The sequence below is a fragment of the Bacillus sp. FSL K6-2944 genome (assembly GCF_038005385.1).
GTDB lineage: Bacteria > Bacillota > Bacilli > Bacillales > Bacillaceae_G > Bacillus_A > Bacillus_A cereus.
On record NZ_JBBOTE010000006.1, the window covers coordinates 37,200 to 53,743 of the forward strand.

Genomic DNA, 16,544 nt, shown 5'->3' on the forward strand with positions numbered 1-16,544 from the left:
ATCGCTCCTATTTCCCCGTAACTTTAGACCTTAAGTTATGACACCTGTCTACATACTGATATTACAGCACTTCAAAAACAGAGTCAAAACTTAAAAGTTATGACTCTGTTTGTACAAGAATGATAACTTTTAAGCTACTTGTAATTTAATTGGTATTCTTTGATTCATATTTAATTTAAAAATTCCATATGGATTCACATGATGATAAAATAACGGGGTTAAACCTCGGAAATCTTCTATTGTCATTTTTTTCAACCAATATTGTTGGTTATCGTATAGAATTTCTTGTACCATTAAGGTATTCATATAGACCAAACAATTTTGAAGTAGCTGTAGTGATAAGGCCGATACTTCTTGATCCTCTAGTGAATTGGAGCGTAATTCACTATTTTTCCCATAGAAAATATAAGTAGTTACTGAATTCCATTGCTCTACAGTATTTAGTCCTTCTTGAATTTCTCTACGAATATCTTCGGAGTGTAAATATTCACATAAAAAAATGGTTTTCATTGCTTTTCCAAGTTCACATAATGCTAAATATGTTGGATGTTTTGTATCCCTTGTGAATCGTTTTAAAATAGATTCAGCAGAAGCTGTTCCCAGTCTTAGGGCAGTCGCAAACTTAACAATTTCTTCATATTGTTGTTGAATAAGATCCCAGTTAATCGGTCTACTTAAAACAGGATGTAACTGAGGGTATTCTTCGTTCATCCCAGCTTCAGGACGATACAATTTTTGAGAACCAATATTCTTGAAACGTGGCATAAGTTTGAAGCCTAACAGATGACAAAAGGCAAATGCAATCACACTTTGCCCATGCGTATCTACATAGTTTCGATCAATTTCCATATCTGTGCAGTGGCGCAATACACCTTCCATCATTGCAGCTACTTCAGAAGATAAACAAGATTTAATTTGAGAATACACACATGCAGAATTTCGATCTGTGTGCCAATAAATCATAATTCCATGTTTTCTATAACGAGGATGCCATTCTGTTAGTAGGTTTTGATCCCAAGCGCCATAATGTTTAGAATCCGAGGCACAAGCAGTGGTAGCTTCTCCCCATACATTTTTCTCTCGATGATTCATAATTTGATTGATTACTTCTGCATTCGCTTTTCTTAAATGATCTTTATGTATAAATTTCTGACGCATATATCGAAGCTCTCGATAATTATCAATGGGGTTTCCAGCAGCTACTGCTTTTAACCCAGTGTTTGTTCCTAATCCAAATAAACAAAGAAGTAAACGACGTTGAATCGTTTCTGAATCTAATATTTCTCGGTTAGCTGTAGTTTTAAAATGTTTGGTGAATCCTGTATGAAAGTCTGTTTCTTTTAATAAATCTAATAAATTAATATCATTCCATCTATTTTTAACTTCTTGTTTAATAGTTGGTACAAGTGGAGGCTCCAGTTGTTTATCAAGGGGAGTAACTTGGATCCATCCTTTATTACTTTTGGTAGTAATCACTATTTTTTTATTGCTTTGACTCTCTAATCCTTGATGAAGCATTTGTAGTTTTTCTTTCATTAACTGCTTTATATTTTCAATAAAAGGCTTCACATCAAGTGGTATCTTTAATGCTTCAAAATATTCTTCCTTATTTTCTTCAAAATCTTGTGGAAGATCTTCATCCGGGTTACGATATCGATTTGCTCCTTCAATCCAAATTTCTTTACACCGAAGCTGCGTACGAAGAGATTGAATGACTGCAATTTCATAGTTAATTCGATTGACTCTTTCAACTCCCTGACTATCCGCTTCGATAATGATATTTTTCCATTTAGGTTGAATGACACCCTCAATTGGAACAGTATCTTCAATTGCAAAATAACGTTGGCCACTTTCTTTATATTCTCGGATAAGTTGAATAGCTTCAATTACAGGTTGATGTAATTGGTTATTAGACCGGAAGGTAAGATTCATCAAAATATCAATAAATGTCCGTCGATAGTGTCCGCCATAAGAAGCATGCATCCTAGTATAAATTTTTTCTTTATATTCACGATCATTTTTTGTCATCTCTTTTATTATATCTTGAATTGTGTTAGCGCTAACAATTGGAAATAGGGTATCTTGAATAATCCCTTCGGGATGTTCTACAGTTGCTTTTAATAAGCTTATAATATGTTTATTTTTTCCTTTTACCCGTTCCAATTCTGTAATGGCTTCTTTCCGAGTTGTATTTTTAGCTCTATTTTTGATTTTAAGTGTAATTTCATCTAATAAATCTGCTAAAGAATCAATGACTTTCCCATATTGGTGTGAAAAAAGGATAGCTAATAATGTATAACGAATGTGGGACGGATGCGCACGTAATTCTGTTACAGTTTCTGTTGCTGCGCGGAAACGATATTTCTTTTCTAACTTTGGAGGTAAATGCTGAAATAGTCTAGGAGGAATTTCTAATCGTTGGATGGCTAACAGTTTTTTTAATTCTGTTTCCATAGTATTTACACTCGGTTTACATGCAGACGATAAAAGATATCGAAAAGATAACTGATTTGAATTTGTTTTTTCATACATGATGTCTACAATTTCTAAATCCTCATTTGATTGCACAGCTAACAATGCATCTAATCGACAACAAGTTTCAGCGGATAAATGTTCGGAAATTGTATAATATAAATCTTTCTCATACGTATCAATAGCGGAATGAATCATTCGTTTTAAACTACCTTTAGAAGGTGGTTCTACTTTCCATTTGCGAAATAAATGATAAGCTTGATCAGATAAATCTTCCATATCATGTGTAAGTTGTACTTGTTCTTTTAGCCATTGTATCAATTGGAGATTATCTTTTGAAGTGATCTCTCTGAAACCAAAGAGATCACGAATGATTTTTCGATGATCTGTATAACTTCTTTCTTTTCCGCCCCATTTATAATGTTCAAAAAAATCTTCAGGTAAAGCATCTATTTGATGTGCTAAATGTTGCACAATATCTTTCGAGATATCTTGTTTTTCGCTTGGAAAACGAGCTTCCTGTTGAAAATATTTTAGTAAGACAGCAAATCCCAGACGATTGGCGTTTGTTTTTTTACTCAATACTAAATGACGTTCATTTGGTAACAGCATGTAGTTCTCTAATAATTCTTCTTCAGTCCAACTTTTTTTCAATATTTCCCCTCATCTCATTACGTTTATTTAATAAATAGTATAATTGAGAGAGAGCATAACCTTCAAGAACACCCTGTTTTACTATTAATGGAAAAAGTCCTGCGGACTAGAGCAGCTACCCTGTCACTAAGCCTTCTTGAAGTCCTCTTGATTTTCTGTATAATAGGTGCTTACTTTATTTTTAGCGAATGATACAATATCATCGTTGTATTTTCTTATTTTATAAATCAAACCATTAATTAAATTGTCATTCATTCTTTGATAACGATAAAAAATAAAACATAATAGATAAAGGTACATAAGAGATTCATTAAATCTTTTTAATTTATACACAGAATAATAATCAATTAAAGAAGCGTAATATTTAATGCTTTCATTAGAAATTTTTAATTTCGGTAAAATAACACTAGCTCGTTGAAAAAGGGACCGTATATGATTTCCGCATTCTATTTCACGTTTCATTGCATTTATACTAAAATCTTTCGGTTGACATTTTATTCGAGTGATTTCATATAATCCAGAAGAATTGTATAATAATTCTTTTAAAAGTTGTTTATCTGTTTCAAATAGATGGTTGTGTATAATTGTTATGAGTCGTTGTTCTTCAGATGTAATCGCAGTCCCTACAACATCTTGCATAAAACTATACGCAGGAATAATAATATGTTCTTCTACTAAATAATTAAGTAATTCACGAAAAATAAAAATCGGTTTTCCACTTACTGTTGCAGCCCTGCGGGCTTTTTCTTCTAAAACACTTCGGTGATAGGAGTCACAAATACGGTAATTAGATATTTTAAGAATTAATTTTTTATGAGTAGATCGTGTCTTTTTATCAATTGATTCATAATCCCCAAAAGACTCGTTTTTAAAATAGATTTTTAAAATGTATTGAATATCTTCTTTCACCTCTGATAATTTAAACTGAAAAAACAATTGCTTTGATTTAAAATATCCAAGTTGAAGAATAAAATATACTTTAGATTTTATAGAACGTAAAGTATGTAATACTTCTTTTTCGACATGTGAAAGTGTAAAATACTGCACACGTTCTTGATGGGTAAATATTGGTCTACTATAAAGGCGATGTATTTCATCATCTGATAAAATCTTCAGTCTGTTCTTCGTGTTCATATCTGTTTAAGAACCCATCCTTTTAGTTAAAATATATTTATGTTATAAAGTACACGTCATTTTGTATTAGTTCGTCTTTTGATTACGATAAATAGTCATTCTAGACATCCCAGATTTTTCAATAGCTTCTGTGATACTTTCTCGATTCTTCAGAGCGAAAAATAAGCTTGTTATTATAATTGGTACTTACTATATCAACTGGATATGTATATCCCAAATACAGTTAATTACCCAGAGTATTTTTATATTCTTTCCATCTACGATAAAACGTGGCTTCACTTATATTCGTGATTTTACATATTTCTTTCACTGTCTTATTTGTTGTTTCATGTAATTCCATTGCATGTTTCACTCCATCATGTTTTAGATTGAATTTTTGTTTTCGTCCTTTATATATACCTTTTCTTTTAGCAACTGCAATTCCTGCTTGTTGTTTTTCTTTGATCATTGTCCGATCTAACTCACTAAAAGCAGACATAACTGTCAAAATAAATTTTCCTGAAGGCGTTCTCGTATCAATCCCTAAATTCAATATCACTAAATGAATGCCTCGTTTTTCTAATTCTTCCGTTAGTTCCAGTAACTGTTTTGTATTCCTTCCTAGTCGGTCCATTCTAGTTACAACCAACGTATCTCCTTTAATGAGTTGATTTAGTAATTGGTCCAATTTTTTTTTTTGTTCTAGTACGCCAGATATTTTTTCATGAATAATTTGATTTACTTTTGCATTCCTTAATTGTTCGATTTGAGAATCTAAGTTTTGATCAAAAGAAGAAACACGTGCATATCCAAAAATCATTATAATATCCTCCAATCTCCCTATTTAAAAGACAAGTGTATATGATAGCTTGATTATACAGTAAAATCAACACTCTCTCAACCTATCAATAAAGTGTACTCTATTGATAGTAAAAATAACATTATAATAAATATTAAATATACAAATAGTGCAATTAGAAAAACGTATAAGTTAATGTGGATTTGGTATATTTTGTCTTATTCCCCCTTTTCGGGGGTTGGGCAAAGAAACCCAAAATCTACTCCCTTCCCCAGACACTTTCAATCACTTTAAAATTATCCACTTCAATCAGTAGAAGCACTCTTTTCTTATGTTTTGTATCCAAAATAGATTTTTGATGCTCCATAACTCCGAAATCCTCTCCATCTGTCACATAACGATAGTCACATAGACTTAAGCACATATGTCTAGGTATGTGTGCTTAAGTCTATGTTAGGGTGCATAACTTATGTACATACACCTGCTGTCCTTAAGAACCTTATAACGAAAATGTTTAACTTAGATTTTTAGTCGGCTTTTTAAAAGAAAAAGACACCTCTCAAAACGGCAACTTAATACCCCCTTGGAATAGATGAGTTTGTTTAGAAATATGTCTCTATTCCACAAAAAGCTCTTATAAAAAACGAAATACAATTTTGACATTTCTACTACCGTACAACATCTAAATTAACATTCAAAAGTCTCCGTTCAGATGGAATCTTTTCAAGAAAGATTCATGTCCATTTCCAAATGAAAAAGCCTTGCTATTCGCAAGACTATCCTCTGAAACAAGTAAACTTGTATGATCAATTTTGACACGACATTTCCCTAACCGCCGTTTTACTTCCGATTGTAATTTCTTGTTTGCTTCTTCTAAAGAATGTGCTGGAATAATTGCTGATTGTAAGTCTGTTACCTTTCCATCATACATCACAGAAGAATCAATCTCATACCGATGTATCATGATTTCTCCACTTCCTTTCCAAAATTCCGCTTACAAATCATCCATACATGCATTATATTTATATATATTTTCACGATTACACTATATTTCTTCACAATCCCAGCTAACCCTGCCGCAATATCCTTGAAAAATCCCAATACTTAACATAATATATGCAATTGTCCTTAAAAAAATCATTTCCCTCTCCTTTTTCTGCCTATAACCATTTGAGCTATCTAATAAAACGAATAAAGAACAAAACTTGGGGTACAGTTAACAAAATAATAACAGGTTGATAATGCTCCAGCTTGAATGCGGTTGATTTTCCATATTAATCACACACCCTTTTTAGAGTGGTAGTATCAGTATGTCCAAGATTTAAAATCTCATTTTAAAATTTTTATATTCTTTGTATAAGGACCGGTTTTTTTCAGTTTTTCTTATGAAAATCACAAGGAGATAAATTATATTTTTTACTTTTAATAAATGTCCTTTTCTAGAAGAACCCCTTTATATATTTCTGATAGAATCTAAATTGTATAAAAAATATGTATGAGAAGAGGAGAAAAATATGAACCAGTATAAAAAAATATTAAAAGTTATCCCACTTGCTGGAGTATTAAGTACGTCATTATTAATAGCCCCAAATAATTCATTTGCAGCAACTAACTTGGATATGTGCTTAAAGCAAGGAAAAGGATATGAACAAACATGCGTAGAACAAAATGATTCTAGTGATCCTAGTCGTATTCATGCTATGTATGAAACAATAAATCACCTTGTAGAAATTGATGATTTAAATGAACAGACCAATTGGAAAAAGGATAGTTATAATTTTATCAGATTGAATTATCTTATTTTGCCGAGTCAAGAGCAAGGTGTGCTAGATAGGTTGAATACGATTCCAAAAGACAACGTACAACTTCAAGAAGTTCTGAAAGCTTTAAATGGCTATCATAATGGAACAAATACAATTACGGGTATTGACACATTACAAATTTCTAATCCAAATGTAGATAAGTATGTAGAAGCACCGAAACCAGATCCTAATTCGGACCAATATGAAAATATTATTTCATCAGCGAGCAATCAAAATTATACTAATAAAATTATTAGTAAAACTCAGAATATAACAAAAACATTGACATCAAGCAAACAATTAACAGTCACACATAGCATGAATATAGGAATGAAGGAATCGATGCATTTAACATTAGGAACGAATTTCCTTGGCCTTCTAGATGCGAAAAATGAAATTACATTTGAGTTTTCCGCAAACTATGGGTACACAAACGCATCTACATCAGTTGATACGGTTTCACACGTTGTGAATGTTCCTTCAGAGGAATTCGAAATAGCTCCTCGCACAGCTGTTGTCAAAACAGCTAAGTTGAGTACACCAGTATATACGTCGAAACTATTAGGGACTTCTAAAATTAAAGGTTACTATACAGATCAAGTTAATACGTATCCAACATGGGTACAATTAGGTATTTATAATAAATTTAAAGTCATCTCTCAACACAATCCAACTATCTGGAACAAATTAAAAGAGTTAGGCTTTGATTTAGATGATCAAACAAAAGAAGTTATTTTTAAAGGTGTAATTGATATGAAAGACAAAAAAGAACCAGGTTCTGTATATGAATCTAAGGTTCAAACTTATGAATTAGATGCAAATGGAGATATTAACTTTAATAAACCAGTAGGAACTCCTGTAGTAAAACTAGCAAAATTAGCCATACAATAAAGTGTAACAGCAAAACGCGTGCTACCTCTAAAATAAATCAAAGATAAAAATAGGGAAAGCTGCTCGATTTGTACATATCTAGATTAATTTATGAAAAATCCACCTTTTTTGAAAGAATGATGATAATCGAAGAGGGTGGATTTATTAATGTGATAGCTGCAGGTTAATCAGATTGACCTGCAAAAGAGTAAATAAATCTTTATTGTATCATAAGTAGTATCTTTAGGAAGAGCATGTCAAAATTAAATAGTAATTTAGCAAACGTCAAGTTTTAAGACTGAACCAGACATGTTAGCATAAGAAAATGTATTGTTTACTGCATGTGTAACTTTTTCTAATCTATTACATTTTGGGTTTCTTTGCCCATCCCCCGAAAAAGGGGGATAAGACAGAAACTACCAATTAATGAACAATCAACGTAACAAAAAGGTAGAAGATTTATATTGTGACAAATTATTTTTGAGACAGTATTTAGTTACATCTAAATTCAATACAATCTAGTTTAGAATTTAAAAAGAAATATTGTAACAAAAACGAACGAACGTTGATATTACAAATCCATTTAGCCCAGTTAATCCCTCGCTATGATTATAACTAAGGTTGTTTTGTTAGTACTACCTAATCCAGATAACCCAAAACGTTAATGAATTGGAATATTTTGTATTAATATCCCTTTTCGGGGGATGGGCAAAGATACCCATGTAACAAACAGAAAAAGGTGCTCCTAGGGGCACCTTTTTCTGTTTATAGAATTTTAATATATATTACTTCTCAATATATATAGAACGTATAATCGTACGTGTGTATGGATGCCCCGTTTTATTTTTCCCTTTCACATCAATGGTAAAATTGTATACACCTGATTGCTCTATATGCTGTAACGTGGTAGATAACATATTTGCATCTCCTTGTTGAACGCCATCAGATTGTGAAATCAGTGTACCTGTCTGATCGACAATTCGAACCGTCATAGAAACATCCTCCGCTTCAACTGGGTTTTTATCAGCAGATTGGATTTGTAATTTTGCTTGATTTACTTTCAGCTTAGCCGGTATTTTCAAATGGAAAGGTGCTTCCTGTTGATACTGTACCATCGCTAAATAAGCATCTTTCCCTTCCGTATTCATACGTATCTTCCAGTCTCCCACTTCCATACTTTTTATTTGAAATGTATGAATAAAGGCCCCTTTAAAAAAGGTATCATCACCCGTTGTTACTACCGCATCCTGTTTGGTGTAAACCTTCCCTGATGGCGAAATAAGTTGTATCTCTACTTGTTTACTCGCAGTCAAAACCGATACAGTTCCTGCTGTCAATGTATCCACAGAAAACACAGCGCGATTTTCTTGATGTGGGATCAGCTCTCCGCCTAAAACCGTTTGGTTTTCTGTCGGTCCTAACTCTGTATAGGGCTCATTCCTAGAAGGCGCGGCAGACGGTGACCATGCTGGCCCCATTTTTTTCGTTCGTAAGTAAGGTTCTATGCGAGAAAAGACGGCACTTCCCGTTCGAATTGAATCATGATCTAATGTAATATCAGAAAAAAGGTGGGCACCGTACGGCAAAGTGGTACTCCATTCACTGACAAGGCCATCGTTATTTCCATATGGTGACAAATATAATCCTCCCATAGATAAAGCAGAAAAAGTAGGCCCCCAACTGGTTCCTGCTATCGTGTAATATTGATTGGATTTTGTGGCAGGATTACTATCAATAATCGAGCGAAAACGTGCCATTTCCCCGGTTTGTAACGCATACGTTCCTTCATCTTGTTGCCCTAGTAAAGAGGCAAGCCATCCCGCCCACCAACTATAGGATAAATCTGCTAGATGTGTCCCATAATGAGGGGATCCAAGTGTGATGACCTTATCCACAAAACGATGCGCCCCATATTGTACAAGAGCCGCTTGTGTATCAATGCCCCCTTTGCTATGCGCGATGATGTTGACTTTTTTTCCAAAATGTTGCGAAATGGCTTCTAATTTTGCAGCTAATAGTTTCCCATTTGTCCAAGGACTTACCGACCCTGTTCCCGCCGCATCGTACAGTTGTACAAAAGCAGTTTGATAGCCAGCATCGTAAGCAAGGTCATACATCGTATTTTTCCCATGATAGTAAGTATCTCCATACCAATCATTTGCCTTTCCGTTTTTTCCTTGCACAAATACAATCGGTGATTTGGTAGGATCTACCTGTGTAGGTGTTGCTCCCACAAACCAATCCCCTGGCCGGAATGTTTCTTTTGGTGGAAATACCTTTCCGTAATTTGGATGTGTTTCTGCAGATACAGAAGGTGCGTTATAAAAAATGAAAAATAAGAAAAGCAAAAGAAAGGATTGCAGTAGTCTTTTACAATGTTTCAAATGAATACCCCCTTATGTTTTTATCTTTACATACACTTTCAAATGAAGATTACATCTTCTCGGCCCCCTTTTGTACATATAATTTCTCATGATATTCGGTCTCCAAAAGAGAAAAACCTTTTATTCTAGCCGTTTCGAGATATTTCTCAAAATACTTCCCTTATATCCGATATATAATGGGGAGACCTGGCAGGATTGTCTAGGAACATAGAAAAAGGAGGGGAAGAGGATGAAAAGTGGAACCCGAATATTGGTTACTTTCTCATTGGTTTTGCTCGGACTGCCTATCATCTTTTTAGCTTTTATTACATGGAAGCATAAAAAGCCATCCGAATCTGTAAATCTTATGATAGAAAACTCGCAAGAAAACAGATTACCATCCTATACGCCATTCCAAGTTACTACCTTCAACATTGGTTACGCAGGATTAGATGCAAAACAAGATTTCTTCATGGACGGAGGAACAGGCTCACGTTCTCGTAGTAAAGAACAAACCAAACAGAATTTACAGCACATGTCGTCCTTTTTAAAAGAAGACCATGCAGATTTTGTCTTGTTACAAGAAGTCGATATCAAAGCATTCCGTTCTTTTGATCAAAATGAATATCAATTTTTTCAACAGGAGTTATCCCACCACGCTTCTACATTCGGTTATAATTATAGGAATCCATGGGTTCCGGTTCCCTTTTTGCGTCCCATGGGATATGTGGAATCAGGACTGGCTACTTTTTCTACCTACTTCATACAACAGGCAACTCGTTTTCAATTACCAGGGAGAGAACCTTGGCCCAAACAACTCTTTGATTTAGATCGTGCGATGGTAGAACACATGATCCCGGTTGAAAATGGAAAGAACTTACGAATCGTAAATCTACATGTCTCGGCATATGATGCAGGTGGGAATATCCGCAAACAACAACTGCAATACATAAAACAGTATATGCATACACAGTATCAGAAGGGGGATTATGTGATTATAGGTGGCGACTGGAATCAGCTACTGTCAGATATTCAGTTACAAGACCCCGCATTTCTAGCCGCCTGGCCCAAATGGTTAGTGCGTTTGCCCCAAGATTTTACAGAAGGAGGGTTTCAATGGGCTGTAGATTCTTCTGTGTATACGGTACGCGATAATCGTACGGCATACATCAAAGGAAAAAGTTTTGTGACCATTATTGATGGATTTGTAGTCTCACCTAATGTGGAAATCCTTCAAGTCAAGGGACACGATTTACAGTTTACACACAGTGATCATAATCCTGTGAGTGCTGTTTTTCAATTACAGTAGAACGGAAGACATACGTTCGAATAAACTTTTGGGAGACGTGAATAAACATGAAACAAGCATATACAATTGTTGTTATCGGAGCTGGTACAGCTGGGATTTCCTTGGCTGCTCATTTACTCCGTCATGCCCCTGTATTAACAGAACAGGTGGCCATCATAGACCCTGCTCAAACACATTATTTCCAGCCACTATGGACCTTTGCGGGAGCTGGGATTGTCAAAAAAGAAGCAACGATGAAAAAGCAATCCGACCTCATTCCAGAAGGCGTACATTGGATACAAAGGAACGTTGTGGAAATAAGCCCTGTAGAAAACAGGTTGCTGCTAGAGGATGGAACTGTTATTGCCTATGAAATGTTAATTGTAGCTGCGGGTATTCAAATGCATTGGAATCACATTAAAGGATTGAAAGAATCGATTGGGAAAAATGGGGTTTGTAGTAATTATTCGTATGACTATACGGATGCAACCTGGAGAGAAATCCAACAATTTAAAGGAGGAAACGCTATCTTTACGCATCCGAATACCCCTATCAAGTGTGGCGGTGCACCCCAAAAAATTATGTATTTAGCCGAGGAATACTTTTGTCGCCAAGGTGTCCGGGAGAAAAGTAAGATTATGTTTCAAACAGCAAATCCACATATTTTTCATGTACCTCGCTATGCTTCCTCTTTAGAAAAGGTAATTCAGAGGAAACAAATTATAACGAAATTTCATCAGAATTTAGTAGAAATTAACGCTGAAAAAAAAGAAGCGATTTTTGAAGATATACAAACAGGTAACAGAGAAAGCATACCGTATCATCTCTTACATGTTGTCCCGCCTATGGGACCACCTGATATGATCAAGAATAGTTTACTAGGAGACGAAGAGGGATGGGTAGATATAAACCCTTATACACTGCAGCATGTACGGTACCCCAATATATTTGGAATTGGGGATTGTACCAATTTGCCAACTTCTAAAACGGGGGCGGCTATTCGAAAACAAATCCCTGTTGTAAGAGAAAACCTGTTGGCATTTTTACAGGGACAGGAGGTACAAGCGACATACGATGGCTATACATCTTGCCCCATTGTCACGGGATATAAAAGTTTGATTTTAGCAGAATTTGATTATCATCAGGAAGAACAAGAAACATTTCCGTTTGATCAATCGAAAGAAAGATATAGTATGTTTTTGTTAAAGAGATATGCACTTCCTTTTCTATATTGGAGATATATGCTGAAAGGCATTGTATAAGAAATGATACATTGTCAAAAGAAATCCTGGCTAAAAAAGAATTTGAAATGTAAGGGGGCAGATGTATGTTATTCGAATGCTTTTATCATGACAAATTGGCTCATGCATCTTATATTGTGGGGTGTCAGGATCACGGAGTAGCCATCGTTATTGATCCGGGACGCCACATCGAACAATATATGGAATTTGCTAGAAAGCGCGGATTAAGCATCATTGCGGTAACAGAAACACATATTCATGCTGATTTTGTATCTGGTGCGAAAGAGCTTGCGTTATCTTGTAACGCAACGTTTTATGCATCAGCTGAAGGGGGAAGCACGTGGAAATATCAGTATCTCGATCAAGTGCCATACCATCTCGTCAAAGGTGGTAGTGCATTTCATATTGGTACGATTCAATTTCAAGTTATGCACACGCCAGGACATACGCCTGAAAGTATTTCATTTCTAGTCATAGATACAAAACAGCATAATGAAACCAATGACAAACCGATAGGGATTTTTACAGGAGATTTTCTATTTGTTGGTGATGTAGGTAGACCAGATTTATTAGAAACCGCTGTTGGTATTCCACATCATGCGAAGAGTAGTGCCAAAGACTTATTTCATTCGATCCAAAAAATCAAAACGATGCCGGTATACCTACAAATTTGGCCCTCCCATCGTGCTGGTAGCGCATGCGGAAAATCATTAGGCGCCATTCCCTCCTCTACAATAGGCTATGAGAAACTTTTTAATTGGGCCTTTCAAACAGAGGAACAAAATTCTTTTGTGATGCATGTATTAAGTGGACAGCCGGAACCACCACCTTATTTTTCTAAAATGAAACGAATCAATCAAGCTGGCCCGCCGATTCGTACACAAGGTCTCATAAAAGAAATACATTCTTTCCCTGCATGGCAACAACTAGCACATGCAGACCAACAAATCATTGATATAAGAGAACCAACGGTTTTTGCATCTGGTCACGTAAAGGGATCCCTGAATATTCCTTATAACCAGTCTTTTACAACCTGGTGTGGTTGGCTCCTAGAGGATAGCCAGGACCTTATCATCGTTATCGATCCTCTGTCTGCGAATATAAACGAGGTACGGAGAGATTTGGAAGCAATTGGACTAGACCGTACGATAGCCTATATGCCTTCAAACACACTGGAAGATATAGAGCCATTAGAGACGTATGAAGAAAGAACTGTTCAAGAATTGTTTCCTCTTATACAATCGGGAACCCATCCCGTTATTGATGTTCGAAATCAATCGGAATGGAACGAGGGACATCTTCCGCATGCCAAACATATCACGCTAGAACACCTGACAAAGCATGTACAAGACATTCCAAAAGATCGTCCGATTATTGTGCAGTGTCGTTCTGGTACACGTTCCGCTATTGCAGCAAGTATATTACAGAAACATAGTGTAAAGGAAGTAATAAATGTACAAGGTGGATATCTAGCATGGCTAAGGGCGGAATTCCCTATTTGTAAATAAAGAGATAGAAAAGTACAATCATCACACAAAAGAATATAGGATGAAAAGAATAGTGAAAAGGGATAAACATCTATAAAAACCTTTATATTTTGTAATGAAACAAATATAAAGGTTTTTTATGTGTCATTTGAATTTGTAAATTACTCTATACAATAGCTTGATTACATCAAGTGCTTATTGTATCACGAATTTTTTGTGCAGTATTTTTTATCTTTCCCTTCCTTCTGTTTGATTTGCTTGGAATTCCATTTTCAAAGCAATACTATCTCCTTGGAACATATTTTGATCGTTTCCATTGTCTTCAAATATAAACTTCATCCAAAACCAATCCATTTTCCCAGGTTGTAACCCTCGTGATTCCGTCCACTTGGATGCAAATACTTTCTTTGAAACGACTTCTGATCCTTGTTCTTTTAGTTCTGCAAGGGTTGTTTCATAAACAGGGCTCTTTGCTGGGTCCCAATCCCAAAGGAATTGTACTTTTATATGCTTACCAAAATCATCTGCTTGATTATTTTTCAGAACATCGTTTACCGTATAATCTATTTTCATCACAACATCTTGAATAGCTAACGTACCACTATTTTTTAAGTTGAATTTTTTTAATATTTTATCCCCTGGTTTCAACTGATTTAAATCCAATGAAGTAGTAGGTTGCATAGCTAAATCTAATGTACCCGCCGTAAATGTGTTATTCGTTACCACTTGATCGCTAAAATAGGCATATGTTCCCCCACCGATGAAAGATAAACCAAGAGCGGCAGAAATAACTCCTACCCCTAATTTCTTTTTGAATGACATATTTTGTTCCTCCTATTCCATTTCTAATCTATGTAAGAACCCCTTGATATAGATATAGCACGAATAGAGAGAAGTTTATATGGAAATCAAAACATGACATATTGAGAAAATTCTATGGTCATCTCCCTTTTCGAAATGCATCGCTATACAAAGTTACGTGTATCCCTAACATCTTGCTACTTTTTATTTTTGCTCTCAAGTATAAAATACCTATCCACATGATTTTCTCAATAATAAATGCTAAAACATAGCATATACCCCTTATGAAAGCTATTTTTATAAAGGTAAGGGGTGAAAGAATGAGGTTACAGAAGAGGTTTCGATGGATTTTATTTGGTGTATTTCTAGTATTACTACTAATAGGAGTGGGGTATTCTTCAATATTACGACCAGACAATCCAAAACCGATGAAGAACGCACTACCCGTGCAAACACCAGAAACGTCGATTAAACATGCTGTTTTACAGGAATTATCGCAACAAAAAAAGACACTCGGGGAAGAACCACAGATTACAGATACACAAGTGCAGGTGAATGTGAAGCGATTATCCAAAGATGAGCACTGGGCATTTGGATCTGTAGTGATATTGGCCCCCAATGTAACAGGCGCATTTCCAGAAGGAAAACTCTTTATTGCGAAACACGCTACTACAAATTGGGAAGTCGCTTTAGAAGGAATGGATTTGTTCAGCGAACTCTCACAACAAATTCCCGATGCAATGATGAGCGCGCAAGAAAAGAAGGCATTTTCTTTACTTGGGAATGCGCAGGCCCTCTCACAGAATAGGCCTGAACTTCGGTTACCTTACGAAAAAGGACAATCTTGGGTGATGTCTGGCGGTCCTCATGGATGGTCAGGATCAGATAGACCCTATAGTTCTCTTGATTTATATGGCGGAGACCAACGCGTGTTAGCTGCGGGAGATGGCATCGCTTACACCATGTGCGCAAATAACAGAGGCTGGATCCGTATCTATCATGAAAATGGATATGCCACGGATTACTATCATTTGTGGAATAATATGATACCAAATGGTCAGCCAGTCCAAGAAGGAACCTTTTTAGGGTATACGGGGACGGATGTATCGTGTGGTGGATATGCAAGTGGTCGCCATGTGCATTTTTCGCTCTTGCAGGGCAATACGCGTATCCCTTTACAAGGAAAAGAACTAGGTGGCTGGGTATTCTTTGAAACCTCTCCTTATAATGGCTATGCAATGCATGGGAGTACAATGAGATATACAGGCAATACTTTGTATAATTACGGAAAACTTCTGGTGAATCAAGGAATTGTAGATGCCAATGGAGGGCGTACAGTAAACCTTCGTACAGGCCCCGGTACGAACTATTCGGTTGTAGGTTCTCTTCATGATGGAGAGGTTGTAACGGTTTCTTGTACCGCAAATGGGGCGACATTTACTGGTCGTAAGGGGAGCACAAATAGATGGAATCAACTCACAAATGGGTATTGGATGAGTGACGCCTATCTGTATACAGGTACCAATGATGCGATAGCTTCTTCTTGTAACGAGTAGCGCATCATATATGTATGTAAAATTGATAGGTTCCCTTACATGGAACAACCTCCAATTTGGACGATCCCAATCATTATTTTCATTAAGATAGAACCCAG

The 16,544-nt window shown here is 35.7% G+C and carries 10 protein-coding genes and 1 pseudogene; 5 read left to right on the top strand and 6 right to left on the bottom strand.

All coding sequences use genetic code 11. The annotated features are described in order from the left end of the window. Positions 1–129: 129 nt before the first annotated feature. From MHH55_RS33310 to MHH55_RS33325, 4 genes and pseudogenes are all read right to left on the bottom strand, one after another. Positions 130–3,084, bottom strand: coding sequence for a Tn3 family transposase (locus MHH55_RS33310; protein WP_445661833.1), 2,955 nt, complete (start codon positions 3,082–3,084; stop codon positions 130–132). A 174-nt stretch (positions 3,085–3,258) separates the two neighbouring features. Next, positions 3,259–4,260 (bottom strand): annotated as a pseudogene (locus tag MHH55_RS33315) (DUF4158 domain-containing protein); the annotation flags it as partial. 223 nt (positions 4,261–4,483) lie between these two features. Next, positions 4,484–5,059: a recombinase family protein gene (locus MHH55_RS33320; protein WP_208743173.1), complete on the bottom strand. Its 576-nt coding sequence runs from the start codon at positions 5,057–5,059 to the stop codon at positions 4,484–4,486. Between the two features lie 673 nt (positions 5,060–5,732). Further along, positions 5,733–6,002 carry a hypothetical protein gene (locus MHH55_RS33325; protein ID WP_340882336.1) on the bottom strand — a complete coding sequence of 90 codons (270 nt, stop codon included), beginning with the start codon at positions 6,000–6,002 and terminating at the stop codon, positions 5,733–5,735. Between the two features lie 550 nt (positions 6,003–6,552). Between MHH55_RS33325 and MHH55_RS33330 the strand changes: the two genes are divergently transcribed. Continuing rightward, positions 6,553–7,731, top strand: a complete 1,179-nt coding sequence (locus MHH55_RS33330; RefSeq protein WP_340882339.1) for an ETX/MTX2 family pore-forming toxin — start codon at positions 6,553–6,555, stop codon at positions 7,729–7,731. A 764-nt stretch (positions 7,732–8,495) separates the two neighbouring features. On the opposite strand, the gene MHH55_RS33335 is transcribed toward MHH55_RS33330, so the two are convergent. After that, entirely contained in the window at positions 8,496–10,094 is a 1,599-nt protein-coding gene (locus tag MHH55_RS33335; RefSeq protein ID WP_340882341.1) for an esterase/lipase family protein, read from the bottom strand. A 229-nt stretch (positions 10,095–10,323) separates the two neighbouring features. On the opposite strand from MHH55_RS33335, the gene MHH55_RS33340 reads away from it, so the two are divergent. The 3 genes from MHH55_RS33340 (at position 10,324) to MHH55_RS33350 (ending at position 14,110) form a co-directional block, all read left to right on the top strand. Further along, the gene (locus tag MHH55_RS33340) at positions 10,324–11,382 is read left to right on the top strand and encodes an endonuclease/exonuclease/phosphatase family protein (RefSeq protein ID WP_340882345.1); all 1,059 of its coding nucleotides are present in this window, start codon (positions 10,324–10,326) and stop codon (positions 11,380–11,382) included. A 41-nt stretch (positions 11,383–11,423) separates the two neighbouring features. Next, entirely contained in the window at positions 11,424–12,623 is a 1,200-nt protein-coding gene (locus tag MHH55_RS33345) for an FAD-dependent oxidoreductase (RefSeq protein WP_134208083.1), read from the top strand. Between the two features lie 65 nt (positions 12,624–12,688). After that, entirely contained in the window at positions 12,689–14,110 is a 1,422-nt protein-coding gene (locus MHH55_RS33350; RefSeq protein WP_340882348.1) for an MBL fold metallo-hydrolase, read from the top strand. Positions 14,111–14,317: 207 nt separating this feature from the next. Here the strand turns inward: MHH55_RS33350 and MHH55_RS33355 are convergent, their stop codons facing one another. Next, positions 14,318–14,911 carry a TasA family protein gene (locus tag MHH55_RS33355; protein ID WP_340882350.1) on the bottom strand — a complete coding sequence of 198 codons (594 nt, stop codon included), beginning with the start codon at positions 14,909–14,911 and terminating at the stop codon, positions 14,318–14,320. Positions 14,912–15,210: 299 nt separating this feature from the next. On the opposite strand from MHH55_RS33355, the gene MHH55_RS33360 reads away from it, so the two are divergent. Further along, positions 15,211–16,446: a peptidoglycan DD-metalloendopeptidase family protein gene (locus MHH55_RS33360; RefSeq protein WP_236828950.1), complete on the top strand. Its 1,236-nt coding sequence runs from the start codon at positions 15,211–15,213 to the stop codon at positions 16,444–16,446. Positions 16,447–16,544 lie beyond the last annotated feature (98 nt).